The following is a 24,070-nucleotide window of genomic DNA, read 5'->3' as shown; positions in this document are numbered from 1 at the left end:
TCCAGCATTTCAAGCAGTATTGGATTGGTCTTTTGCCAATCTCTATATGCATATTTCTATACATACTGACTAGTTTGGTCGCCTAACTCACGACTTAAGTCACGAGTGTACGGCTCCCATTTAATCAAATACAAAGTCATATATATAGTCATTATGAATTTTTCGTGTTTTATCAATATGATTATCACTTGATTTATCCAAGTATTCTTCACAAAACCGTGTCCATTCGGAATCACTAAAAATTACATTATTAAGTATTTGTAACTGTACTCGTACATTTTCAAGCATTTCTTTAGGTGTTGTTAATTGGGGTAAATACTCATAACCTTGGTTAACTAAGTCATTTATAAATTCTTTTTCAAGCGATGCTTCTGTCTGATAAACTGCAGCGGCTTCGCGCATAAGTGAGTACTTTTCATATTTATCAAGAACTATAAAATTATTTGTTTCTGCAATGGGATTATATCCATATATTTTTTGAACTCGTTTATTATTATTTTTTAATTCCTGTGCTTTTTCACTTAAACTTTTTTCCATATCACACCTCTAGCTTTGCTTTAGGAAATGTAAGCAGTTTATCACGATAATATTCATATTGCTTTTGTCTCTCGTCAATTTCAGCCGGTAGCCCTTGAGAAATATCATTGCAAATTGTATCGAAACGATCAAGGATATCTGCAATTCTTTCTTGCTCGCCAATGGATGGAATGGGAATTTTTATATTTGCTAATTTACCTGGTGTTACTTCAATAACTTTTGTACCGTGAGCAAGTTTTATCTTATCCTTAAAAAACATAGCTGAACGGAAATAAAATGCAAGAAATTTTGCATTTTGATTATGCTTTATTATTGCAGTATGTCCACTTATTGCAACATCCTCTTTTCCCAACCACACAACGCATTTGCACACATCTTCAACATTTTCGCTTGTAACAGCCATTACAATATCATTTTGGGATGCAAATTTAGACTTTTTTGCAGCATCATTATTTATAAAATTAATTGTTTCAGTTGTTGATAGACCATACTTTGTATATATTTGTCCATAGTGAATGCAAGGAATTCCATTTTCAGCAAAATCTTTCTTTTGAAAATTTCCACCTCTAATTATCGTTGCAATATCTCCTAGACTAACCCTTGGTACCTCATTACCAAATTTCAGCAAACTATCCCTATAATACTCATACTGTTTTTTTCTATATGTAAGCTCTGCTGTAAGCTCCGCTGTAAGCTCTGTAAAGCTGTCCAGTATACGAACAATTTCGTCCTGGACTTGCACTGGTGGAATTGGTATTTCAAAGTTCTCTATACTTGAAATATGGACATGAGGAACTCCCCCCCCTTTTTTTGTTGAATATATTTCTTCTTGAATGTTTAGTAAGTAATGATAAATATATCGACTACTTATTTTTTCATTTCCCTTAATTGAAAAAGCATCATTAACATATATCGGCTTATTCCAATATTGAACATATCCAGCACTAGCACCACTTCCAGCTATTGTTATTGTCTCACCCTCTCTATTAAATGAATCACAATAAAAAGCTGGTTCTTTCCCACCAGAAATAACTGGAATTTTCCCTTCTACTAATGTTCTTTTTGTTGCAGAAGTACCTCTTTTCATTTCTGTGCATTTTTTTAACTTCTTCCACTCCACCCCAGTAGGGCATAATTTCTCAACAAGCTGTTCTAATTTACTCATTATTTCCCACCACCTTTAGCCATTAGTTTTTTTACTTCTTTTTCAAAGTCAGAATTTATCTTTTGCGTTTTATTAAACTCATTATATTCTGCCTTGGCTTTTTCATCAGCTTGCTTTTTACTTATACGTCCTTTACCTTCTAGAACATCGTACTTTCTAAACGCCAAAAATTCATTAATACTAGAAGCAAATTCCGTCATTGTAAAAGTATTTTCTCGCTCAATTAAGTCCTCTATATAATCAAAATATCCAGTCACTGTTCTTTCCAGCTGACGGATTTGTTTTTCTTCTAAATAATTTTTTCCAATTGTTACATCACTTTTTAAAATCCTGCCACTAGGTGCATTTTTCCAAGTGGTAAGCCCCATATTTTCTTTTGTTTTATCTGTTGATGCATCAATGATTTCAGCTGCAGTTTTGCCTGTAATTGCATAGTGGAATTTATTTTGTACCATGGCGTAAAACTCATGTGTTACTTCAGCATTTTTATCATAATCAATACTACATTCTTGGAATATATCTGTGATTTGCAGCCATATTCTTCGCTCACTTGCTCGAATAGAACGTACTCTCTCTAATAGTTCCTTGAAGTAGTCTTTACCAAATGCTGTTTTGCCTTGCTTTAAGCGGTCATCATCCATTGCAAAGCCTTTTATCATATATTCTTTTAAAATCCCTGTTGCCCATATCCTAAAATTTGTAGCCTTTCGCGAATTAACACGATAGCCAACAGAAATAATTGCATCAAGATTATAAAAATCAAGGCTTCTTTTTACATTTCTCCTGCCCTCAGTTTGAACTATTTCCATTTTGGAAACAGTTGCTTCAGGTTGCAATTCACCTTCTGAAAAAATATTTGTAAGATGCTTTGAAATAGCAGGTACCTCAACATCAAAAAGCTCTGCCATTGCTTTTTGTGTAAGCCAAATAGTTTCATCTTTTACTACTGCATTAATTGATACATCTTCTTCGGGTGTATTATAAATTAAAAAGTTTAATTCTTTATTCAAATTTATCCCTCGATTTCTGCAACAATTTTATCTATTTCCGCACGAAGTCTATCTATATTTGACACTGTAGTTTTAATTTTAGCATTCAACACCTTAATATCAATAACTTCTCTGGTATCTTTTGCCTCAACGTATGAGCTTACTGAAAGATTATAATTTTCCTCAGCAATCTTATCATTATCTACAGATTTCGCAACATACTCTTTATCTTCTTTGCTAGCAAATAATTGCATAATCGCTTCAATATGATCTTGTGTCAAAATATTATTATTAGTTTCCTTTTTGAAAAACTCTTCACCACTTGCATCAATAAATTGAGTTTTTGTATCTGTCTTATGTTTTGAAAGTACCAATATATTAACAGCGATTGAAGTTCCATAAAAAAGATTGGGCGCAAGCGAGATAACAGTTTCTACAAAATTATTATCAACTAAATATTTTCTAATTTTTTGCTCTGCCCCACCACGATAGAATATACCGGGAAAACATACGATAGCTGCACGTCCTTTACCAGAAAGATAGCTAAGCGTATGAAGAACAAACGCAAAATCTGCCTTTGATTTTGGCGCAAGTACTCCCGCTGGTGCAAAACGCTCATCATTAATAAGTGTAGGATCGCCACTGCCAATCCACTTTATAGAATAAGGCGGATTGGATACAATCGCATCAAACGGCTTATCATCTCCGAACTGCGGTTCCAAAAGAGTATTTCCTAATGCAATATTAAACTTATCATAGTTAACATTATGTAAAAACATATTCATACGAGCAAGGTTATATGTTGTATGGTTGATTTCCTGACCAAAAAAACCATCTTCAATAATATGTTCATCAAATTGTTTCTTTGCTTGCAACAATAACGAACCTGAGCCTGCGGCTGGATCGTAAATCTTGTTAATTGTAGTTTGACCGTGTATAGCAAGTTTGGCAATAAGCTTAGATACACTTTGCGGTGTAAAGAACTCTCCACCAGACTTTCCTGCATTAGCGGCATAGTTAGATATTAGATATTCATAAGCATCACCAAATAAGTCTATTTGATTTTCTTCAAACTCCCCAAAATCAAGTCCTTCAACGCCTTTAATAACCGCTGCTAAACGACTGTTTTTCTCTTTTACGGTATTTCCTAGTCGGTTGCTTGTCGTATCAAAATCAGCAAATAAACCTTTGATATCTGGTTCAGATGGGTATCCGCTTGCCGAGCTTTCAATTGCTGAAAATATCGCTGCTAAATCCGTATTCAAGCTATCATTTGTATTTGCATTTTTTGCTATATTAGAAAACAGCTGACTGGGATATATAAAATATCCTTTTGTTTTAATGGCATCCTCTTTAATTTCTTTTGTAATAATACTGTCATCTAAGCCTTCATAGCTAACACTATCATCTCCACCTTCAATAAAATTAGAAAAGTTCTCACTAATAAAACGATAAAAAAGTGTTCCTAACACGTATTGTTTAAAATCCCATCCATCTACAGAGCCGCGGACTTCATTTGCTATTTTCCAAATTTGTGATTGTAATTCTGCCCTTTGTGCTGCGCTTGACATATAAAATGCCTCCAAAATCTATTATAAATTTAATGTTTTTTTAGTTTTTAAATATGTAATGTTACAATTATTTTATAAAATAAACCATTGAATATTATATCATACAGCCTTATAAACCTAAAGTTAATCTTTGTAGTATGACTGAACAAAACCTTCTAATCCCTTCTCAATTTTTAGACATAAATTATTTCTTCCTTTTATTTTTACATAGCCTTATAAAATCTATCCATTTTATTGTAGCCGATCCACGTTATGATAACCTGTGAAATGCACTAAATAAAGTGAGGGATTGGACAAAAAATGTATTACGGATGAAGCTCCAATTTTATTCTCATCCCATCCTTGCAAATAATCAATGATATCTCTCAGCCTAAAGGCTGAATTATATAAATCCCTACTGCAATGAACCCCTTTCGACTCTACGGATTAATTTCCGCCATCGAAAGGGGTTCATTGTGATTAAGCTTAATTAAATATCATTTTTTATTAAACTCGTGTAACAAGAATTTTTACTACATACGCTATTTCATCATCACTAATTTTTATATTATAATCATCTTCCAATGGTTTTATTGCTTTACGTACAGTAATAAATAATTCTTTATGTAATATATAAAACTCCTGAAGATTATCATATTTTATCTTAATTTGACCTACACACCTATCCAGCAAACACCCCATATGCATTATCAAATCCAATACCATATTTTTATTTTTAGGTGAATAATCTATTTCCTCAATAAATTTTCGTATTTTAAAAATAGCATGGCGTGGATTTATATATTTTATATATTTTTCCAGCAAATTTTTTGCAGTTTCATAAACAGTGGGTATCTGCTCTGTATTCGGCAATGAAAATGGCTTTTCCATATCGCCATCAAGCAAATGAAAAAATATTTGCTGCACTTCTGGCTGAACCAATTGATTTATTGGAAAAAACGGAACCGGCAATTGTGGATTCATATTACCAGCCACTGCCACAACATAATAATCTTTTTTAACCTTGTCAAAAACCTCTCGAACATTTATGTAGTCTGCTGTAAATATTTTTATGGAATCAACATAATATTTTTTTAACAAATCATCCAACATATCTTTTATTAACTTACTGCTTCCTTGTCCCGTAGCACATACAGCTAAAATTGCCAAGGGCTTTCTTTTAATTGCAACTTCATCGTATTCATCAATTATCTTCACATTTTCAGCATAAATTTTATCAATGTCATCAACATCATATAAAACATGACGTAAAATATCTAATGCCAGTGGTGTGGAAATTGATTTTATTATTTTAGTTTTTATTCCCGTATCTGCGGTTAATCGTTTATCAAAGGTCAGTAAAGACCCCATATCTACTAATATAATTATCCCTTTACCTCTATTTATAGTTAATGCCACTGTTTTTAATTGCTGATATGTTTCATTAATACTTTGACTTAACGGCATATCTACTGCCTTTACTAATTCCGTATTAAGCAATTTATTGCAGGTATCTGCCATACTTGTAGCTGTCGATTCTCCATGACAAATTATTATCATTCCAATTTTGCTGCTATCAACCTCTACCCTGCTATGATATAAAAGAAGTGCTAAAAACCCTTTTTCACTTTCTGGCACGATTACCCCAAATTTATTATTAAGCATTTCTACCATTTTATCAGCTACTTTAAATTCTGCTGGATGTTCCACTTTTATTTTAAAGAGATGCCTGTTATTATTTATTTCTTTTTTATCAATACGTTTAATCAAACTCTGTATGTGCAATGATAATGCAAATAAAAAATAGTTATTAAAATCAGTCTTTAGCTCTTCCCTCGCATAAGTAATAAACTGCATTGTTACATCTATTATTTCTTTCGAAACTAATTTATAAAGATTAGCAATATTAGAATGCAGCTCCGAAAAATATTTATTCACACTGCTTAAATATGTATCAATCTCATTTTTTAAACTATCTGTTATATTTTCTCCTGCAATTCCTTGTTCTCTCATATAATTTAACTTATTGCTTATAATCTCATATATATCATTTTTTATGCCATCAGATATTATATCTGTATCTTTTTGTGGTAATATTTCAATCTCCTCAAAAAACATATCTAAATAACGTGTTATAGTTTTATCTATTTTAGCATAATTAAATAAAACATCCCTTATATCCTTACTTAACATTTGAAAACCTATTGTAATTGGCTGTTTATTTTGTAAATACTGTAAAAAAGCATTGGCACATAGCAGTTTTATTTCTGAACGCAGCTGTCCGATATTTCCCCCTGCAAATTGATATAAGGCTAGTGCTTTTAACACCTCTGGTGCTATACATATTATCTGTTTTAAATTTATTGCTTCAAAACGAAAAAACTGTTCAATTATTTCTATCTTTTCCGCAATTGGTTTTTCCTTATATGTTGGCAAAATAATATTTACCGGCACACGCCGCATAAATGTGTTTAATAATACTCCTGTTGGATTTTCCGTTGTCGCTGCAATAATGAGGATATTGCTTTTTCGCTTAATGCTATCACCTAAACGTTTATACTCACCTTTATCCATTAAATAAAACAACATTTCCTGTCCATCAGGCGGCAAACGATGCACCTCATCCAAAAACAAAATTCCACCATCAGCCTCTTCCACTAATCCAATTTTGTCCTTGTCAGCTCCAGTAAAAGCATTTTTTACATGTCCAAATAACTGTGATAAAAGCAGCTGTGGATTATTAAAATAATCTGCACAATTGAATGTTATAAAAGGATATTCCACTTGGTTTTTATTCGCTGCCAGCAATCCGTACGCATGCATTGCCTGCGCAAAAGTTGTTTTGCCTACACCGCTTTCTCCCAAAAGTATCGTATGTAACCCTTTAGGTGGATAAACAATAGCCGCTTTAGCTTGTCGTATTTGATAAAGCAAGCTGCTATTATAACCTAAAAGTTTCGCAAAAGGATCATCCTTTTCTATTTGCTCATGTAATATACTTTCTTTTAATTCCGACAATGTATAACAAGTTTTTAATGATAGATTATACTTCTCATGAATACGATGGATTATATCATAAGGCAAAAAAGTAACCGGTCTGCTGTTTATTTTTATCAATTTCCCTTCTTTGCATAAATTATTTAATATACTGCTGGCATTAGCACGCAGTATTCCCATTTCTTCTTGAATATTGTTCGCTGAAATTCCAGGCATATTATCTTTTTTTATATCTTCTACACTTCTACCAAACAGACATTTTTCTTTTATAAATTTCTCAACCAAATCTAGCTGTTTCATTAATCAATCTCCTACCATTTTTATTCTATATTTCAAAATATTGGTAATATACAGTTTTTTATACACTAATTTATCTATATGTTTTGTGTATATTTTTTTGACTTTTCTCACACCTATATGTATATACACTATCTTGGCACACCATTTGCTTTACTGTTATAGCAGTTGTACTTGCAAGTATAAATTATATTTTTTTGAAAAAGACAATTAAAAGGAGCGAAGTTTATGGAAGCAGTCCAAAATATCATTCACTTTATATTAGATTTAGGTGCTACTGTAATGATGCCTATTATCATCGTACTTTTAGGTTTAGCACTTCGACAAAAGTTTTCTCAAGCAATACGATCTGGACTAACTGTAGGCATGGGGTTTGCCGGTATCTTTCTAGTAATAGGACTTTTCTCGACAAATTTATCACCAGCTGCTAAAGCAATGGTTGATAATTTTGGATTACATTTAGATGTACTTGATGTCGGTTGGCCAGTACATGCTGCGATTAGTTTTGGCACACCAATAGTACCTGTTGTCTTTATTTTAGGAGTACTGATAAATATTATAATGCTGACAATGAATTGGACTAAAACAATGGATATAGATTTGTGGAATTATTGGCATTTTATATTTGCTGGTGGACTGGTAATGTATAAAACGGATAGTGCCGTTTTAGGTGTACTAGCTTCCTGTATCACAATTATTGTAGTTTTAAAACTTGCGGATTATACACAGCCATACGTTGAAAAATATTTTGGAATGCCTGGAATATCATTACCTCATACAGAAGATGTTGGTTGGGCACCCATCTGCATTTTCTTAAATAAAGTTATCGATAAAATTCCTGTAATTAACAAAATAGACATAAATCCCCAAACCATACAAAAAAAATTTGGCGTTATAGGTGAACCTATGTTCATCGGTCTTGTTTTAGGCAGCTTTATTGGTTTTTTAGCTGGCTATAATAGTAAAGGAATTATTCAGCTCGGTGTAAATATGGCAGCAGTTATGTTCTTACTGCCTCGCATGTCACGAATATTAATGGAAGGATTAATGCCACTGTCTGATAGTGCCCGTGAATTTCTAAATAGCCGTTTTCCTGGAAAAAAAGTATTTATTGGCCTTGATTCAGCAGTAGTTGTAGGTAATCCTTCAGTCATGGCTGTATGCCTGCTTATGATTCCTGTAACATTAGTACTAGCTGCTATTTTACCAGGCAATCGAATAATGCCATTTACCGACTTAGCTGGGCTATGTTTTTGTTTATTATGGTCGGTAGGAGCTTCCCGTGGTAATGTTTTCCGCGGTTTAATCATCAGTACGATTTTAATGGTTTTCATCTTGTATATCGCAACCGATATTGCTCCTGTAAGTACTTTAATGGCTCAAAAAGTAGGTTTTCCGTTCCCTCAAGGGACTTTAGCTGTATCATCTCTTGACGGTGGGTCCCATTTTATTCCATATATAATATACAAAATAGTGGCATTTATTGTCCCTTAATCTATAGTGAGGTGGTTTCATGTTTCTCATGCAGACTATCCGTATAATGGCTGGTCCTTATTTATGCCAATTAATGGATAATTACTATGCTAATCAAGATATTTTAAATAGCATTGTGGTGATTTGTGCCACCATTTGGATTTTTTATCAACGCTATTTTAAAAATAGTCCCGCTGTAAAATAATTTTCACAAAAAAGGAGTATCATTTCTATGGCAAAAATAACTATAATTGGAGCCGGAGCAATGGGCAGTGCTTTTACTAAACCTCTTGCAGATAACGGCAATGATGTACGACTTTGGGGCACTCATTTGGATGACTTTATTATCGATGCGGTAAAAGCTGGTAAAAATCATCCTAAACATAACTTTCCACTACCTCCATCTGTAAAAGCTTTTTATCATCAAGAATTAAATCTGGCATTACAAGGTACAGACATTATTATTATGGCTATCACTTCCGATGCATTAGGAGATGTTTTTGAATCAATAGTTCCCTATTTAAAATCCGATATGATTATCGGCAGTGTTACCAAAGGATTTAACTATAATAAAGATAATAAGATTGTGCTTTTACCGGAAATTTTATCTGAACGTCTTCCTACTGAATTAAAAAACTCTCTTGATTTTGTTTTTGTTGCCGGACCCTGCAAAGCAATAGAGGTTTTGTGGGGAGTGCCTACCGCAGTAACATATGCCAGTACTAATATTAACGCTGCCAATAAATTACGCCAGTTAGCCCAAACCAATGTTTATAATATAAATACCACTGATGATGTAATTGGCACAGAAATATGTGCTGCGATGAAAAATGCTTATTGTGTAGGGCTGGGTATGGCTGAAGGTTTTCCTAAACAAAAAGACGGTTTTCTACACAAAAATACTAAAGGAGCACTTTTCACCTATGCAGTAGCTGAAATGGGTATACTTTCTCAAGCTTTAGGTGGTACTTTAGGTCCTGTTTTAGGTCTTCCCGGCATCGGTGATTTAGAATTAACTGGTGAGGCTGGACGCAATCGAACATTAGGTGAAGCTATTGGAACAGGTTTATCAGCAAGTCAAGCCATTTTAAAAATGAAAGAGAATGATATAACTGTGGAAGGTTATCCGGCCATTAAATTTGGTTATTATATTATGAAAGAATTAGAGTCAAACCATCGATTAGATTCGAAGGATATGCCTTTATTAACTGGCTTGTATCATATCTTATATGAAGATGCATCTGGCTACGAAAACATAAAAAAATTAGTAACTCTTTGTACTGCTGGAAATAATCCCCTATAATAACATCCTATTAGTAGCGAGGTAATATATTAATGACAAAAAACTTTAACTTTGATTCCAATGTAAACAAAATCGCGCTTGAGGCAACCACCGATAAAGAAGTCCTGCTAAAATTAAGTTCATTATTACACAGACACGGCTATGTAAAAGAATCTTACTGTAACGCAATAATAGAACGTGAAAAAATTTTTCCAACTGGGCTTAATTTTAATAAATATGGTGTTGCCTTGCCCCATACAGATTGCTGCCATGTAAATAAACCCATGATTGCCATTTGTACATTAAAAAATCCTGTAATTTTTAAAAGTATGGGCGATTCCAATCAAAATGTATCTGTAAATATAATATTTATGCTCGCTATGAACAACAGTGATAATCAGCTCCAGCTTCTATCTACACTTATTGAAAATTTACAAAATCAAGAACTTATGTCTAACCTCTTGCGTGCCCAAGCCCCAAGCACACTTACCCGACTTATATCAAATAATATAATTTTATAAAAGGAGTGTTTTTATTATGACTTATCGATTATTAGCTATTTGTGGTTCAGGAATTGCCACTTCAACTGTTGCTGCCGAAAAGTGTAAAAAACTATTGACTGAAAAAGGCCTTGATATTGAAATACTTGAATGTAATGCTACTGATATCGCATCAAAACTTGCAACCTTCCATCCTCATGTTGTCGTCCCAACAACAACAGTATCCGACTCACTCTTAGGCGGAGTAAAAAGATTTTCTGGCCTTCCTTTCATTACTGGAATTGGCACAGAACAAGTTATCAATGATATTGCTGATTATTTAAAAACAATATCTGAATAAAACAATTTATAATTCTAAAGAGGCATAGAGTTTAAACTCTATGCCTCTTATATGAAGAATATTATTTACCCAATAGAAATTATATCGCCAACTTTAGGCACAGGAACATCTGCACCTTTTAAGTTAATTTGTCCCGGCAATTCTGTTGTAGGTTCATCTATGAATTTAAATGTACAATGTCCTAGTGTCGCCAAAGTATGCTGAGCCTCGTCGCCAACAGCAGCAACCGTATAAGCTTCACTGCCAATAACTACCTTATCACCAACCGCCACATTATCTTTTAATTCGCCTTTAGTATGCATGAAACAGACTTCAGCTAAAGCTTCCATTTCACATTGTTCAAATATTACCATATCACCTGCTGTCAATAAGTCATTAGCCATTGGTCCGACAGTAGTTATTTCTACATTAAATTTCATATCATCCACTCCTAAACATATCCTCGATTATATTTCTATCAGCCAAAAAGTCCCATTCCTACAAAATAAGCTACAATAACACCAATCGGGCCGCCAATAGCACGTGACATTAAAATTGCAGGTACACCGATATCAACAGTTTCTGGTTTCGCTTCCATTAGACTTAAGCCTACAGGCATAAAATCACAGCCTACCTGGGAATCAATTGCAAACAGTGCTGGTAAGGCAAACTGAGGTGAAATAGCGCCCGCGCCTATCTGTGTACCAATAAGCACCCCAATAACCTGAGCAATAACAGCACCTGGCCCAAGCATCGGTGATAAGATTGGCAACGAACAAATTACTGATATAATAAATAGTCCTGGAAGGGAACCTGCATATGGTGATAAATGCTGCGCAATAAAATCACCCAAGCCAGAGCCCATTATAAGTCCAATTACCATACTGACAAACGCCATAAACGGCAATATTGTTTTTATGACCATATCTATGGTATCACGACCTGCCTGGAAAAAAATCTGGATAACACCACCGGCAGCTTTACCAAAACGTGTCAATATATTTGTTTTTTCTTCTTTTGTTACTTCCTCAGCCTGATCTGATACAAAACCTGAATCATCACCGCCCGTTTCCGGAACAGGTTCGGCAATAACACCATCTGCCGATACGGCACTTATACCGGATACCTTAACATCTGATACATATATTGATTCATTAATAAAAGATGCCAATGGTCCTGATTTTCCTACTGGGGTAAGATTAACTGTCGGTATCTTCTTTTTAGGATATATTCCGCAGCGCAATGTTCCACCACAGTCAATAATAGCTACTGCTATTTCATCATCAGGCACGCCGTTTTTAAAACCATCAATTAATTTCGCACCTAAAACTTTAGCAATTTTCTCTGCAACACTGGGCTTTTCGCCCCCTGTTATATATACAACTTTATCTCGTTTACCCGATAATTGGACTGTGAGTGGTCCGCCAAATCCATTGGAACCTCTTTCTATTCTTACTGCCATCCCCATTTTTATCCCCTCTTTCTTTATTTTATACGGCCATGCCTTTTTTCTTCATCATATATAATGTGATTTTTTCAGTAATAATTCCACGTATCAATATAACAATAACACCTGCAACAAAATAACGCACAGCCAGTTCACTTACCGGCAAGCCCAATTGGGTAATACCATTAGCAATCCCCAGCCAAACAAATAGTTCTGCCGGATTAGCATGAGGAAATAATCCTGTTATTGGATGACAAAAAGTAATACATGAGTCCATAAATGCTGGTTTATATTTTTCTGGTAAAAATCTTCCTAGTGTATATGCCATAGGATTGCCTAAAAAAAACATAGCAATAACATTAAAAACGGTATAGCGCAAAATAATATTTTTACTGGTTAGTTGAGCAAAACGATTTATTCTATCCTGCCCCATTACATTGATAAAAGCATTAATAGCTGTAATAAGTACTATTAATGTCGGCAACATTCCCGTTACCATTCCGACAAAACTTTCTCCGCCCTTGTGAAAAAGTCCAATAAATCCCGCTGCCAATACGCCAAAATACTGCATAATTCCTGATGCTCCATCCATTCTGTTTCCCCCTCAATATTTTTACTAGCATAAAATAAAATATATTTTATTTACTATCGAATCACTTCATGATATTGCTTCTTATTATTTATAAAATTCTCTATCCATGCCGTTATTCAACAATAAATTAAATCAATTATATTGCATATTGTAAATTTTCTAATTATTTAATTTAGCCCAAGACTCAAGCCGCATGTAATTTTCCTTCTATGCTGTCTAGTGCCTGCAATAATGCCGCATTAGGTTTTTTTTCTGCTAAAGCTTCCTGCCTTAATTCATTTACATCTTTTCCCTGCCACTTGTCTATATTCTTGAATCTAGCCAAGAGGGTCATGCCTTTCATTTGTTTCGCCATAATAATATATCCAACATCATCGCAAACAAGAACGACAACATTTCCCGATGATAACTTACGTTTTTTCACACCGATGCCAACATGTCCTTTATCCATTAAATTTCTGACAGTCGCTTTAAAATGTTTCATTTGCAAATACATAAAAGCACACTGTGCAATATAAAGAAAGAAAGCTAAAAGTAAAATTTTCTCCATTTTTTTCACCTATTTTTTATCATAGTGCGTAATAATCAACGCACTATGATAGTATTTTTAGCAAATTTCTGCCAGACTCGCACATTTAGCTTAGGTATAATCATCCAACCGGTTGGAAGGAGCGTACCCTTGATGGATTTTTTACAAAATCATCAACAATTTCTGTATATTTTTCAGTGAGATCCAAATCAGCTAACATATTTAAGATAGTATATCTTTGGCGTACTTCTTTAGCTACCAACATACTATTATGGACAATATCTAAATCAATTCCCACATCCTGCGGACGAAGCGGTGCGCCGGCGCGTCCCATTATATCTTCAATACAAGCTGATGTTTTTGCCGTTTTTGCCAATACCTTTATAGCTGCGAAATTATCTCGTATCGTTTCTATTCTTCTAATACGGTTTTCAATATTATTCCTATTATCCTTAACAGCATTTTTCAAAATTCCTGGAGCTGCTTTTTGATAAAGACGTTTTATTTGATCTTCCCATTTAGCCGCATCAAAAACTTTTGCTGCGGTAATCGCTTTTTCAAAGTCTACATCTTCCTGTGCAAATGTTTCATATATTTTGCCAGCGATAATACTAGTCAAGCCTACTTTTGTACCATGCAAAAGTGCCTCTTTTCCTTGGAACAAATACATCATTTCCCAATAATGGGACAAATGATGTTCACAGCCAGATGCCGGACGAGAACTATTAACATAGCTCATAGCAATCCCTGTGCGAATAAGTCCATCCATAATATTATGAATAGCGCCATCATCTCTCGTTTTTACTCCATCAATATTTTTGACGCACTTTTCAATAGCATCTGCCGATATTTTCGCTGTAACATCGCAATAATACTCATTGTTAATAATTTTACTTAGCTGCCAGTCTATCAAGGCAGAATATTTGCCTATCATATCGCCCAATCCTGCCAATATCATTTTTTCCGGTGCATCTTTTAAGATATCAACATCACCCAAAATAATTTTAGGCAATTCACAGCTTACACTGGTTTTTAAATTATCAATAGTAAGTGCTGATGTATCAGAAGCAAAACCATCCATTGATGGTGCTGTCGCCACTATCATTGATTTAAGTCCTGTCCGGCGACTTATATATTTTGTCAAATCATTTAAAACACCAGAACCAACAGCCAATAAAAAATCAGTCTTATTATCTACTGCTAAAATCAATTTTCCCATGGCAGCTTCATCAGGAATTACATCCTGCTCAGCCTGATAAACAACTGTTTTAAATTCAATATTTTTTTCTGACAATAATTGTTCTACTTTTTTCCCTGCTATCTTATATGTATTAGCATCAACTATTATTAATGGAAATTTACAGTCATATTGAACGAGCAAATCTGTAATTTTATTTATTGCACCATTTTCTATAATCACCTTATCAACATTCATATAATGCTCGCGATCACATGTACATGAAAATTTTTCTCCAACAAATTCATCAATAGCCATTTTAGTGACAGCACTTAAGTTAAGTTTCATAAGAATCTCTCCTATTTTAAATAATAATAATAGTATATATAATATAAAATCAGAATTTTCTTTTTATTAAATCTTAAAGCATGTGTTTTTTGGTTTTATTTAAGTTATTCTTTTGTTTGCTTTTGTTTATTTTTTATCAGCTAATGAATTAACTCTTATTATAGCAAACTTTTTTCTAAAAGCAAGTTTTTTTTATAATTATTGTTATTTATTTTCTTTTTTATATTATGTGTAGTTGTTTTTGCTTTGTTTATTAGTTGTTTATTGGCGATGTTAAAATTATATGTATAATAATATTATTAACTATAAGCCCATATATATACCATCTTTGTTTCATCTATAATCATTGAAGTCTTTAGATAAATCCAGCTATTAAAATTTCATTCAATTACTTTTTCAACCTTTATTTGATATTATGTTTTTTTCATTAAAAACATAAATATATTCAAACAAAATGTTTGACATTAACTATTTTATTAGCTATACTCTGATTAAGAACCAAAAGAAAGTAAAGGAGTGTAAACAAAATGTTAGCTACTGTAATGGAAGAAAAAAAGCATGCCTTTAAAAACGTAAACGAAGATAAAAAACATATTTTAGAAAATATAAAATATTTTGCTCTGGATATGGATGGTACTATATATCTTGATGAATATTGGATAGACGGAGCCAAGGAATTTCTGCAAAGAATAGAAGATTCTGGTAGAAAATTTATTTTTCTAACTAATAATTCCTCAAAAAATCCTAAAAATTATGTTACAAAACTGCATAATATGGGACTTGATGTTAATCTAAACCAGATCGTTACCTCAGGTCAGGCCACTGTATATTATCTACAGCAGGAATATCCCGGCAAAAAAGTTTTTTTACTCGGCAATGATTTATTACGCGAAGAATTTATTGAAGGCGGACTCATTTTGGACGAAGACAATCCCGATGTTGTAGTTACCGCATTTGATACCAGTCTTGATTACCAAAAAATGTGTAAAGTTTGTGATTTTGTTCGTGCCGGACTGCCTTATATTTCCACCCATCCTGATTATAATTGTCCAACCAAAACTGGTTTTATTCCTGATTCTGGTGCAATCCATGCTTTTATCAATGCTTCTTCCTTCCGTTACCCCGATCGTATTATCGGCAAACCAAATGCTGACATTATAAAATATTTGTTAGCCCGCCTTCATACTACCGGCGATCAGGTTATGATGGTTGGCGACCGACTTTATACCGATGTAGCTGCCGGCACCAACAATGGTCTTTACAGCATGCTGGTATTAAGCGGTGAAACCAAATTGAATGATGTTGAAACTTCTGAAGTAAAACCTCATTTAATTTTTGATTCTGTAAAAGAAGTTATCCCATTTCTATAATTTTCTATAAATTTAAATCCTTTCCAAAATATTGCAAAAAGATAGACCCTAACGTTTTCCCATAACGTTAGGGCCTATCTTTTTTTCTTATGAACAAGCTTCCAATTTTTCCTGCCCATCTATATCAATTTCATTAAATATATTCGTTAATTCATTTTAAACTGCATCCCCAAATATGGACTCTATTTTTATAGATGATTCCACAACTACGTATTATCTTGCCAAATATATTGCCGCACATCCTGAAAAGCCAATGTCGGTCGTGACCAATTCCCTTGCTGCTGCATCACTGGCAAATTTAAGACACATCGAATTATTTATGCTGGGAGGACACATCATTGGTACTCCGCCGGCTGCCCTCGATAATATTTCCCAAAACGACCTTGAACAATTTTATATAAATAAAGCATTCGTAGGCAGTAATGGCATTGATTTTGAATATGGCATTACCTCAATAGGCTTACCGCAAAAAAATATCAAACAAAAAATCATCAGTATCGCTAAACAAACCTATGTTCTTGTTGATAGCTCAAAATTTGGCAACAGAAGTTTATTTCCAGTGTGCTCAATAAATAAACTTCATAAAATAATAACTGATAATGAACTCTCATCTTCACAATTAAACTTATCACAAAAAGAACATATTTCTGTCGATATCGTATAAAATACACCGTGTTTAATCTCAATATATTAAACACGGTGTATTTTTTCTTAATATTTTATCTTTCCCAACTCTTCAACTACTTCAGCAGCAAATTCTTCCTGCCATCCACAATCAAATAGCAACTGTAATATACCATATCTATTGCGCAACTCTTTGGCATAAATTATAGCGTTTTTTACCATTTCTTCAGTAACACCTATTTGGGCAGGATGATAAGGCGCATTTATTTTCTTCATTAGTTCTATTAGGCTATTAACCTCAGGCAATTTTTCTGCTAAATCGATAATGTTTTGTTTATGTTTAGCTATCATTACAAGTCTCGCAGCCACATCTTCATCATTATTTTTTCCGACTTTTTCTTCCAGTCTTATCACCCCAGGCGCTGCTTTACCATAGACCAGTTTTATATTTTTTATCCATGCAGTTTTATCGAAATGGTTTAGTATAAGATCAGTAGTTTCTTTTAATTTTTGCGCTAATTTTTTATACAATATTATAGCAATAATTGTACCTACCCCTACTTTAGTTCCATGATGAACCCCTTCATGTCCTTGCTGCAAAAACAGCATTTCCCAATAATGCGACATATGATGTTCACTGCCAGAAGCTGGTCTAGAATTACCACTATAACTCATATCTATCCCAGCCAAAACCAAACCTTCCATAACTAATCCTATTGATTTTTCATTGCGTGCTGTTATCCCATCCTTTGTTGCATTAGTTACCGCAATTACTGCTTTGTTCATTATATCCACCAAATCCTGACAATAATATTCCCCGGTCACAAAATGCGCCATATGCCAGTCAGTCAGACAAATATATTTCCCAAAAATATCACCTATTCCTGCTGTAATAAGATGCATAGGTGCATTTTTTAATATATTCGTATCTGCTACTATTGCTTTTGGCCGACCGACCTTCTCGTAAGTTACTTTTAAATTATCTACTATTAACGCAGCGCCATCTGATGCATATCCATCCATTGACGGCGCAGTTGCTATAATAAAGTAATTTATTTTTACTGTATATGATATAAACTTGCATAAATCATTAATTACTCCAGCACCTATGCCAATAATTAATTCACATTTCCGAGGCAAATGAGTAATTATTTTTCCTACAGCGATTTCGTCAGGGACTAGCTCATTATTAGAAAAAATATATTTACTATACTTTATATTATTTTTTTCTAAAATCTCATAAACTTTTCCTTTACTAGCTTTTTCTGTATTTTTATCAGCTACAATATAAACGGTTTTATAAGATTCCTGATTTATATATTCAACTATTTTTGATATAGCATTTTCTTCTACAACTATATGCTGTATATCACATTCATGTATATGTCCACATTTACAATTATTTTTTTTGCCTATAAATTCTGACCAATTATACATTAAAATCATTCTCCCTATTATTCCTTGCTTAAAAAATCCCCATACATCCTGTAATAATACCAAATAAAATTAATGCCCCCATTAATCTAATTGGTGATGTACCTTTTCTTACATAATGCAAGACAATTAATGTCAATATAAGTGGTATAAGCCCCGGCATCAGTTTATCCAATAAATCATATTGCAGATTAAATATACTTCCTCCGCCCAATTTGAAATTTAAGTAAAATTCCAGTGGAATAAAACGTCCCACTAATCCGCCCATAACCATTGTCCCTAAAAGTGAAGCAGCTTCTATCACACGATTTATTTTGCCGCCAGACATTATCTCCTCTACTGCCCGTCTGCCATATTTGTATCCATTAAACCACATATTATAAGAAATGCCTGTCATTATTACAAATTGTGCTATTAAAAAAATTATTGGTCCTGCAATATTATTATTGTTTGTTATACCAATACATATTGCAAGCATTATTGGCGTTATAACGCCTTGAGTCAATGTATCACCTACTCCTGCCAACGGTCCCATTAATCCTGTTTTTATACCATTAAAAGCTTCATCCGTTATAGGTTGTCCCTTGGCACGTTCTTCTTCCATTGCCACGGTCACGCCGTGGATAACCGACCCGCATATTGGTTCCGTATTAAAAAAAGACATATGGCGCGTAATTCCATCTTTTTGTTTTTCTTTATCTTTTGGATAAAGTTTTTTTATAATTGGTAACATTGCATGTGCAAACGCCACTGCTTGTAATCGTTCATAATTATAATTAGACTGGGCAAACATAAACCAATTAAACCATGATTTCCGTACATCTTTTTTGCTAAGTTTTGCTTCTTCCATTATACTGTCCCTCCTTTATTTCCATTACGATAATTTATAGCACTAACAGTCAATGCTATAACTATCCCAATTATGGATATTATAATTATATCCATATGAAAATATACCGAACATAATATTCCTAAAACAAAGAATGGCATTGTAAAATTATTACCAATTAATTTTAAGTTCATTGCAATCCCTAATGCTGGAAGCATTGCCCCAATAACATTAAAAACATGTAAAATATTAGGAGTTAATATACTTAGCATGCCATTTACCGCTGTTGGACCATAATAGACAACAAGTGTCGCTGGTATAAAGCTCATTGCGAATAATAAAATCTGCGACGGCACTACATTAATAAATGCCACCATATTTACATTACCTTTATCAACTTCTCTATCTGCCCAATGTACGAAAAATGAATTAACCGTCATTTTAGCAATCCATAAAACAGTGGCGATCGTTCCTAATGGTACTGATATCGCCATCGCTGTTGAAACATCTAGATTAGATGCAATTGCCAATGCTGTTCCTACATATCCTGCAAAAGAAGGATCTCCCATTTGTGCTCCGCCTGCTGAAATAAAACCTAAATAAATAACATTTATTCCGGCTCCGATCAACGCCCCCTCTAAAGGATTACCCAAAATTATTCCTGTTATAAATCCTGCTAACAATGGTCTATTAAATGTAAAAAAGCCTACATATGTAAACCATGGACTCCATGACAGATAATAAAACAATCCTATTAATGCGGCTTGTAAAAAAGTAACTTCCATAGCTATTCTCCTCTTTATGTTTATTATTTAAAAAAGTTTTGTATATCTTTAGGTGAATCATCCGGAACAATTTGAACAAATACGTGTACACTTCTGTCAATCAATTCTTCAAAACATTCTTTTTCTTCTCCAGAAATTGAAATATTACGATATAGTTGTTTTCTGCCCTTAGTAGCTCCCATGCCACCTAAATCAAGATTTTTAATCTCTACCCCTCTATCCATTAATTGTTTTACTGTTACTGGTGTTTTAACTAAAACTATAACCCTTTCTCCTGTATCATCACTTTTCAATACTTCAGCTGCTTGTTCTATGGTATGAATGCCAATTTTAAAAGATGCTGGTGCTGCCATTGTGATTATTTTTGACATAAACTCGTCATTAGCTACACCATCATCTACAACTATAATTCTATTTCCTTTAGTTACTTTTGCCCAAGCTGTAACAACCTGTCCATGGATTAATCTATCATCAATTCTCGTCAATACAATATTCAACATATCATTATCTCCTCACATAAAATATTTTGTATCTATATAATATAAATATTATTTTTTTACCTTTGATAATTCCTCAAACAGTTCTTTTATCCCCATCATCCCTGCTATCATACATGATTTTGTTAATGTATCTAAGTCACTACCATTACGCGTAGTTATTGCTTCTAAAAGCATTGGAAAGCTTAGCCCTGTAATACATTTATAAGGTACTGTTATCTTTGAACTTGCCACTGCAGCTGCATTATAAGGACTTGCACCAAATAAATCAGCAAACACTAATACACCATCATCTTGATTTAATGCTTCAATTTCTTTTTTTACCCTATCACAAAATAATTCAATATCATCTCCTCTATGTAAACCTAAAGTTTTTACATTTTCTATTGAACCTAAAACTAGCTCTGCACTTTTTAACATTGCTTTTCCAAAATCTTCATGTGTCAGCAATAAAATTCCTATCATTTTTTCATCTCCCTTCATCTTTTCTTTTCCCTATCATAAAATATAAGCAAAACATATGCCAATACACATATCATATGTATATTACATCACTTTATATCTAATATTTCCCAATTAACAGACAATATATTTCATTATATATACAAAATAGTTGTCAGTATTTTTATATTGATACACATTGTTTATGATATAATGATATGTATCAATTATGTGTATTATTATATTTTTGTGAATTTTTATGTAATAAGGAGTTTATTTTAATGTCATCTTTACGTAATAAAAAAATATTAAAGTGCCTAAAAGAATTTCTTTCCAAAAATATTTCCAGTCCTGCGCCTGCATTTCCTGACAACTTAGGATGCACTACTACTTATCTTTCAAAAGAAACAGGGATTTTACGTAATAATGTAAGCATGGAATTAAATTTAGCTTTTAAAAATAATCTTGTAATAAAAATTCTTGGTAAACCTGTATTGTATATTCACAAAAAGTCTTTAACAGACACCTATAATATAAAACTAACGAATAATTTATATGCTAATTTAGACGACTTTAAAAATGCTGTTTCTGCATATCGTCTTAATAACTCCTCCAATATTTTTTCTGATTCAGAACCATCCAGCTTAACTTCTCCAAAATTAAAAGCATCCCATAATGTTTTTGAAAATCTAATAGGCATCGAAGATGACTTAGGCACTCAAGTAAAACAAGCCAAAGCTGCTATACTTTATCCGCCTAATGGGTTACATACATTGATAACCGGCCCAACGGGCAGTGGTAAAACGACCTTTGCCAATATAATGTATCGTTATGCCATAGAAACAAATAAATTATCTAATAATGCGCCTTTTGTTATTTTTAATTGTTCCGACTATGCAGAAAATACTCAGTTATTATTATCCCATTTGTTTGGACATGTTAAAGGAGCTTTTACTGGCGCCAATAAAGAAACAACCGGTTTAGTTGGTCAGGCTAATAACGGTATTTTATTTCTCGACGAAATACATCGCTTGCCTCCTGAAGGCCAAGAAATGTTATTTTCATTAATAGATCATGGAAAATATCGTAAATTAGGTGAAAGTGATACATTCCACACTGCTAATGTTCTTATTCTAGCTGCTACTACTGAAAATCCTCAATCAGCAATACTAAAAACATTTTTTCGCCGTATCCCTATACTTATAACTTTACCTGCCCTTAATGAACGTTCTCTAAAAATCAGAATGCAACTGATAACTCATTTTTTTCAAAACGAATCGCAAATTATTAAAAAACCTCTAATCGTCTCCAAAGAAGTTTTAAAAGTGCTTTTATCATATAATTGCAGTGGCAATATTGGTCAATTACATAATGATATACAAGTTCTATGTGCCACTGCATTCATTGAATCAACCCTCACTCCCGCCGCAGAAAACAGCATTTATATAAAACTATCGCAAATTAATGATAATTTAAAAAATGAGTTTTTTAAATCTTCCTTAAACAGATATGAACTTTACAAAGCATTTAATTTTAATGCTATAAAAAATATTACATTCAGTGAAAATCATACTCCATTCAATAATTTATTCACCAAAACCGATTGTAATAATGATAATAATTTATATGAATATATTTTAAAAACAGCTAAATATTTCTATAAAAATGGCTCCTCACTTAATGATATAAAACAAAAAATTTATTCTAAAATTTCTCCACCTAAAAATAGCGCCAATAACTCTGAAATAAAAATTGACAAGGACATTCTAAATAAAATCATAAACACCGATTTAATAACCATAATTAAAAAAAATTTGTCAACCACTAATGCGTTTGATATCACTGATAATAAAATGATCTACAGCCTTGCCTTACATCTGGAACTATTAAAAGATCGATTAGAAAACGGTCAATCAAATAGCCTTATAAATGCCGACCAAATTATTAACAAGTATCCTGAAGAATTCAAATTGGCTAAAAACATTTGCTTAGATATTAATAAACTTTTTGATTTAAACATCCCCAATACTGAAATTGCTATTATTGCTTCCTTCTTTCATACTTTAAAGCAAACGCAGGTTTCCATCTTACCTATAATAATAATTTGCCATGGTCATAATACGGCAACCAGTATGGCTGATGTTGTAAAAAACTTAATAGGTAATACGGAAATTTATCCTATTGATATGCCTCTAGATGCCAAAGTAAGCACGATTTTAACTATTGCTACTAATTTAGTAAAACGCTTAAATTCCAAAAGAGGCCTTCTCTTCTTAGTAGACATGGGGTCCTTAGTAGATTTTGCTGATATTATATCTATAAAATCAAATTTGTCTATAAAAACTATTGATAATGTATCCACGCCGCTATTATTAGAAGCTGCTCGCCGCTGCATGATGCCTAATATTACTTTAAATGAAATTGTTAATGTTATTACCAATAATTCTTATTCTAAAGAAATCATTTCCAATGATTCAGAAGAATTTCCTTTTTCAAAAGAAATTGATTCCCATTTATTATTTCAACTAACAGCCAGTTTATCTGACATAACTACATTTATAGATGTAAAAAAAGCATTGTCGCTTCTTAGCCAGACATTATTCAATTTATTATCAACATATAATTTAAGCATCTCCGAAAGCATTTTTGTTAAATTTATATTTCATTCAATTTGTATGCTAGAACGAGTTATACGTAAAGAATCTCTTCCTTATAAAAATATTGCAGAAAAAAAGCTCTTAATATTTTCCCTACAATAAAAAACTATTTTATTATATTAGAAGAAAGTTACGGTGTAACTATTCCCGACACAGAAATAGCCTATATAGTTGATTTATTCACATTAAATTTTCCACAGATAAAATAAACTACAAAAAAAGTTGGCATTT

At 32.9% G+C, this 24,070-nt stretch carries 24 protein-coding genes; 9 read left to right on the top strand and 15 right to left on the bottom strand.

The genetic code is table 11. The features are described 5' to 3' along the window. Positions 1–120 precede the first annotated feature (120 nt). The 5 genes from HNR32_RS04650 to HNR32_RS04630 form a co-directional block, all read right to left on the bottom strand. A complete protein-coding gene (locus tag HNR32_RS04650; protein ID WP_196611142.1) occupies positions 121–537 on the bottom strand; it encodes a type I restriction endonuclease in 417 nt (138 codons plus the stop codon). 1 nt (position 538) lies between these two features. Next, positions 539–1,702: a restriction endonuclease subunit S gene (locus tag HNR32_RS04645; protein WP_183860148.1), complete on the bottom strand. Its 1,164-nt coding sequence runs from the start codon at positions 1,700–1,702 to the stop codon at positions 539–541. Continuing rightward, positions 1,702–2,712 carry a virulence RhuM family protein gene (locus HNR32_RS04640; RefSeq protein WP_183860146.1) on the bottom strand — a complete coding sequence of 337 codons (1,011 nt, stop codon included), beginning with the start codon at positions 2,710–2,712 and terminating at the stop codon, positions 1,702–1,704. The genes HNR32_RS04645 and HNR32_RS04640 overlap by 1 nt, the downstream gene beginning before the upstream one ends. 2 nt (positions 2,713–2,714) lie before the next feature. Continuing rightward, positions 2,715–4,262, bottom strand: a complete 1,548-nt coding sequence (locus tag HNR32_RS04635; protein ID WP_183860144.1) for a type I restriction-modification system subunit M — start codon at positions 4,260–4,262, stop codon at positions 2,715–2,717. 486 nt (positions 4,263–4,748) lie between these two features. Then, a complete protein-coding gene (locus HNR32_RS04630; protein WP_183860142.1) occupies positions 4,749–7,538 on the bottom strand; it encodes a sigma-54-dependent transcriptional regulator in 2,790 nt (929 codons plus the stop codon). Positions 7,539–7,763: 225 nt separating this feature from the next. Between HNR32_RS04630 and HNR32_RS04625 the strand changes: the two genes are divergently transcribed. From HNR32_RS04625 to HNR32_RS04605, 5 genes are read left to right on the top strand one after another with little or no spacing between them, the layout of a single operon-like run. Then, positions 7,764–9,029, top strand: a complete 1,266-nt coding sequence (locus tag HNR32_RS04625) for a PTS galactitol transporter subunit IIC (RefSeq protein ID WP_183860139.1) — start codon at positions 7,764–7,766, stop codon at positions 9,027–9,029. A gap of 19 nt (positions 9,030–9,048) precedes the next feature. Next, positions 9,049–9,213 (top strand): hypothetical protein, encoded by a 165-nt coding sequence (locus HNR32_RS04620; protein WP_183860137.1) that lies wholly within the window; start codon positions 9,049–9,051, stop codon positions 9,211–9,213. Between the two features lie 27 nt (positions 9,214–9,240). Further along, positions 9,241–10,311 carry an NAD(P)H-dependent glycerol-3-phosphate dehydrogenase gene (locus tag HNR32_RS04615; RefSeq protein WP_183860135.1) on the top strand — a complete coding sequence of 357 codons (1,071 nt, stop codon included), beginning with the start codon at positions 9,241–9,243 and terminating at the stop codon, positions 10,309–10,311. 32 nt (positions 10,312–10,343) lie between these two features. Then, a complete protein-coding gene (locus HNR32_RS04610; RefSeq protein WP_183860133.1) occupies positions 10,344–10,811 on the top strand; it encodes a PTS sugar transporter subunit IIA in 468 nt (155 codons plus the stop codon). 16 nt (positions 10,812–10,827) lie between these two features. After that, positions 10,828–11,130, top strand: coding sequence for a PTS sugar transporter subunit IIB (locus tag HNR32_RS04605; RefSeq protein WP_221300553.1), 303 nt, complete (start codon positions 10,828–10,830; stop codon positions 11,128–11,130). A 65-nt stretch (positions 11,131–11,195) separates the two neighbouring features. On the opposite strand, the gene HNR32_RS04600 is transcribed toward HNR32_RS04605, so the two are convergent. From HNR32_RS04600 to HNR32_RS04580, 5 genes are all read right to left on the bottom strand, one after another. Continuing rightward, on the bottom strand, positions 11,196–11,549 hold the full coding sequence (locus tag HNR32_RS04600; protein WP_183860131.1) for a PTS glucitol/sorbitol transporter subunit IIA: 354 nt from the start codon (positions 11,547–11,549) through the stop codon (positions 11,196–11,198). Positions 11,550–11,587: 38 nt separating this feature from the next. Beyond that, a complete protein-coding gene (srlE, locus tag HNR32_RS04595; RefSeq protein WP_183860129.1) occupies positions 11,588–12,577 on the bottom strand; it encodes a PTS glucitol/sorbitol transporter subunit IIB in 990 nt (329 codons plus the stop codon). Positions 12,578–12,599: 22 nt separating this feature from the next. Beyond that, the gene (gene srlA, locus HNR32_RS04590; protein ID WP_183860170.1) at positions 12,600–13,127 is read right to left on the bottom strand and encodes a PTS glucitol/sorbitol transporter subunit IIC; all 528 of its coding nucleotides are present in this window, start codon (positions 13,125–13,127) and stop codon (positions 12,600–12,602) included. Positions 13,128–13,332: 205 nt separating this feature from the next. Further along, positions 13,333–13,698 carry a transcriptional regulator GutM gene (locus HNR32_RS04585; RefSeq protein WP_183860127.1) on the bottom strand — a complete coding sequence of 122 codons (366 nt, stop codon included), beginning with the start codon at positions 13,696–13,698 and terminating at the stop codon, positions 13,333–13,335. Positions 13,699–13,798: 100 nt separating this feature from the next. After that, on the bottom strand, positions 13,799–15,202 hold the full coding sequence (locus HNR32_RS04580; RefSeq protein WP_183860125.1) for a sn-glycerol-1-phosphate dehydrogenase: 1,404 nt from the start codon (positions 15,200–15,202) through the stop codon (positions 13,799–13,801). A gap of 527 nt (positions 15,203–15,729) precedes the next feature. Between HNR32_RS04580 and HNR32_RS04575 the strand changes: the two genes are divergently transcribed. Together HNR32_RS04575 and HNR32_RS04570 are read left to right on the top strand one after the other, a co-directional pair. Beyond that, positions 15,730–16,572, top strand: coding sequence for an HAD-IIA family hydrolase (locus HNR32_RS04575; RefSeq protein ID WP_196611141.1), 843 nt, complete (start codon positions 15,730–15,732; stop codon positions 16,570–16,572). Positions 16,573–16,747: 175 nt separating this feature from the next. Next, on the top strand, positions 16,748–17,236 hold the full coding sequence (locus HNR32_RS04570) for a DeoR/GlpR family DNA-binding transcription regulator (RefSeq protein WP_183860123.1): 489 nt from the start codon (positions 16,748–16,750) through the stop codon (positions 17,234–17,236). A gap of 47 nt (positions 17,237–17,283) precedes the next feature. On the opposite strand, the gene HNR32_RS04565 is transcribed toward HNR32_RS04570, so the two are convergent. The 5 genes from HNR32_RS04565 to HNR32_RS04545 form a co-directional block, all read right to left on the bottom strand. Beyond that, positions 17,284–18,633: a sn-glycerol-1-phosphate dehydrogenase gene (locus tag HNR32_RS04565; RefSeq protein WP_183860121.1), complete on the bottom strand. Its 1,350-nt coding sequence runs from the start codon at positions 18,631–18,633 to the stop codon at positions 17,284–17,286. 28 nt (positions 18,634–18,661) lie between these two features. Further along, entirely contained in the window at positions 18,662–19,480 is an 819-nt protein-coding gene (locus HNR32_RS04560) for a PTS system mannose/fructose/sorbose family transporter subunit IID (protein WP_183860119.1), read from the bottom strand. Beyond that, positions 19,480–20,244, bottom strand: a complete 765-nt coding sequence (locus tag HNR32_RS04555; RefSeq protein ID WP_183860117.1) for a PTS mannose/fructose/sorbose/N-acetylgalactosamine transporter subunit IIC — start codon at positions 20,242–20,244, stop codon at positions 19,480–19,482. The genes HNR32_RS04560 and HNR32_RS04555 overlap by 1 nt, the downstream gene beginning before the upstream one ends. Positions 20,245–20,267: 23 nt before the next feature. Beyond that, a complete protein-coding gene (locus HNR32_RS04550) occupies positions 20,268–20,729 on the bottom strand; it encodes a PTS sugar transporter subunit IIB (RefSeq protein ID WP_260162441.1) in 462 nt (153 codons plus the stop codon). Positions 20,730–20,792: 63 nt separating this feature from the next. Then, positions 20,793–21,224, bottom strand: a complete 432-nt coding sequence (locus HNR32_RS04545) for a PTS sugar transporter subunit IIA (RefSeq protein WP_231038139.1) — start codon at positions 21,222–21,224, stop codon at positions 20,793–20,795. Positions 21,225–21,463: 239 nt separating this feature from the next. Here HNR32_RS04545 and HNR32_RS04540 point away from each other — a divergent pair, with 239 nt between their 5' ends. Together HNR32_RS04540 and HNR32_RS14440 are read left to right on the top strand one after the other, a co-directional pair. Continuing rightward, the gene (locus tag HNR32_RS04540; protein WP_183860113.1) at positions 21,464–23,941 is read left to right on the top strand and encodes a sigma-54-dependent transcriptional regulator; all 2,478 of its coding nucleotides are present in this window, start codon (positions 21,464–21,466) and stop codon (positions 23,939–23,941) included. Continuing rightward, positions 23,926–24,048: a PRD domain-containing protein gene (locus HNR32_RS14440; protein ID WP_183860164.1), complete on the top strand. Its 123-nt coding sequence runs from the start codon at positions 23,926–23,928 to the stop codon at positions 24,046–24,048. The genes HNR32_RS04540 and HNR32_RS14440 overlap by 16 nt, the downstream gene beginning before the upstream one ends. The last annotated feature ends 22 nt before the right edge of the window (positions 24,049–24,070 follow it).

Source organism: Pectinatus brassicae (assembly GCF_014201835.1).
Lineage (GTDB): Bacteria > Bacillota > Negativicutes > Selenomonadales > Selenomonadaceae > Pectinatus > Pectinatus brassicae.
This window is presented reverse-complemented; position numbering and strand designations above follow the sequence as displayed.

Coding starts and splice junctions, on each gene's coding strand:
- HNR32_RS04650 (WP_196611142.1), bottom strand. CDS start 537: ATGGAAAAAAGTTTAAGTGAAAAAGCACAGGAATTAAAAAATAATAAT.
- HNR32_RS04645 (WP_183860148.1), bottom strand. CDS start 1,702: ATGAGTAAATTAGAACAGCTTGTTGAGAAATTATGCCCTACTGGGGTG.
- HNR32_RS04635 (WP_183860144.1), bottom strand. CDS start 4,262: ATGTCAAGCGCAGCACAAAGGGCAGAATTACAATCACAAATTTGGAAA.
- HNR32_RS04630 (WP_183860142.1), bottom strand. CDS start 7,538: ATGAAACAGCTAGATTTGGTTGAGAAATTTATAAAAGAAAAATGTCTG.
- HNR32_RS04625 (WP_183860139.1), top strand. CDS start 7,764: ATGGAAGCAGTCCAAAATATCATTCACTTTATATTAGATTTAGGTGCT.
- HNR32_RS04620 (WP_183860137.1), top strand. CDS start 9,049: ATGTTTCTCATGCAGACTATCCGTATAATGGCTGGTCCTTATTTATGC.
- HNR32_RS04615 (WP_183860135.1), top strand. CDS start 9,241: ATGGCAAAAATAACTATAATTGGAGCCGGAGCAATGGGCAGTGCTTTT.
- HNR32_RS04610 (WP_183860133.1), top strand. CDS start 10,344: ATGACAAAAAACTTTAACTTTGATTCCAATGTAAACAAAATCGCGCTT.
- HNR32_RS04605 (WP_221300553.1), top strand. CDS start 10,828: ATGACTTATCGATTATTAGCTATTTGTGGTTCAGGAATTGCCACTTCA.
- HNR32_RS04600 (WP_183860131.1), bottom strand. CDS start 11,549: ATGAAATTTAATGTAGAAATAACTACTGTCGGACCAATGGCTAATGAC.
- srlE (WP_183860129.1), bottom strand. CDS start 12,577: ATGGGGATGGCAGTAAGAATAGAAAGAGGTTCCAATGGATTTGGCGGA.
- srlA (WP_183860170.1), bottom strand. CDS start 13,127: ATGCAGTATTTTGGCGTATTGGCAGCGGGATTTATTGGACTTTTTCAC.
- HNR32_RS04585 (WP_183860127.1), bottom strand. CDS start 13,698: ATGGAGAAAATTTTACTTTTAGCTTTCTTTCTTTATATTGCACAGTGT.
- HNR32_RS04580 (WP_183860125.1), bottom strand. CDS start 15,202: ATGAAACTTAACTTAAGTGCTGTCACTAAAATGGCTATTGATGAATTT.
- HNR32_RS04575 (WP_196611141.1), top strand. CDS start 15,730: ATGTTAGCTACTGTAATGGAAGAAAAAAAGCATGCCTTTAAAAACGTA.
- HNR32_RS04570 (WP_183860123.1), top strand. CDS start 16,748: ATGGACTCTATTTTTATAGATGATTCCACAACTACGTATTATCTTGCC.
- HNR32_RS04565 (WP_183860121.1), bottom strand. CDS start 18,633: ATGTATAATTGGTCAGAATTTATAGGCAAAAAAAATAATTGTAAATGT.
- HNR32_RS04560 (WP_183860119.1), bottom strand. CDS start 19,480: ATGGAAGAAGCAAAACTTAGCAAAAAAGATGTACGGAAATCATGGTTT.
- HNR32_RS04555 (WP_183860117.1), bottom strand. CDS start 20,244: ATGGAAGTTACTTTTTTACAAGCCGCATTAATAGGATTGTTTTATTAT.
- HNR32_RS04545 (WP_231038139.1), bottom strand. CDS start 21,224: ATGAAGGGAGATGAAAAAATGATAGGAATTTTATTGCTGACACATGAA.
- HNR32_RS04540 (WP_183860113.1), top strand. CDS start 21,464: ATGTCATCTTTACGTAATAAAAAAATATTAAAGTGCCTAAAAGAATTT.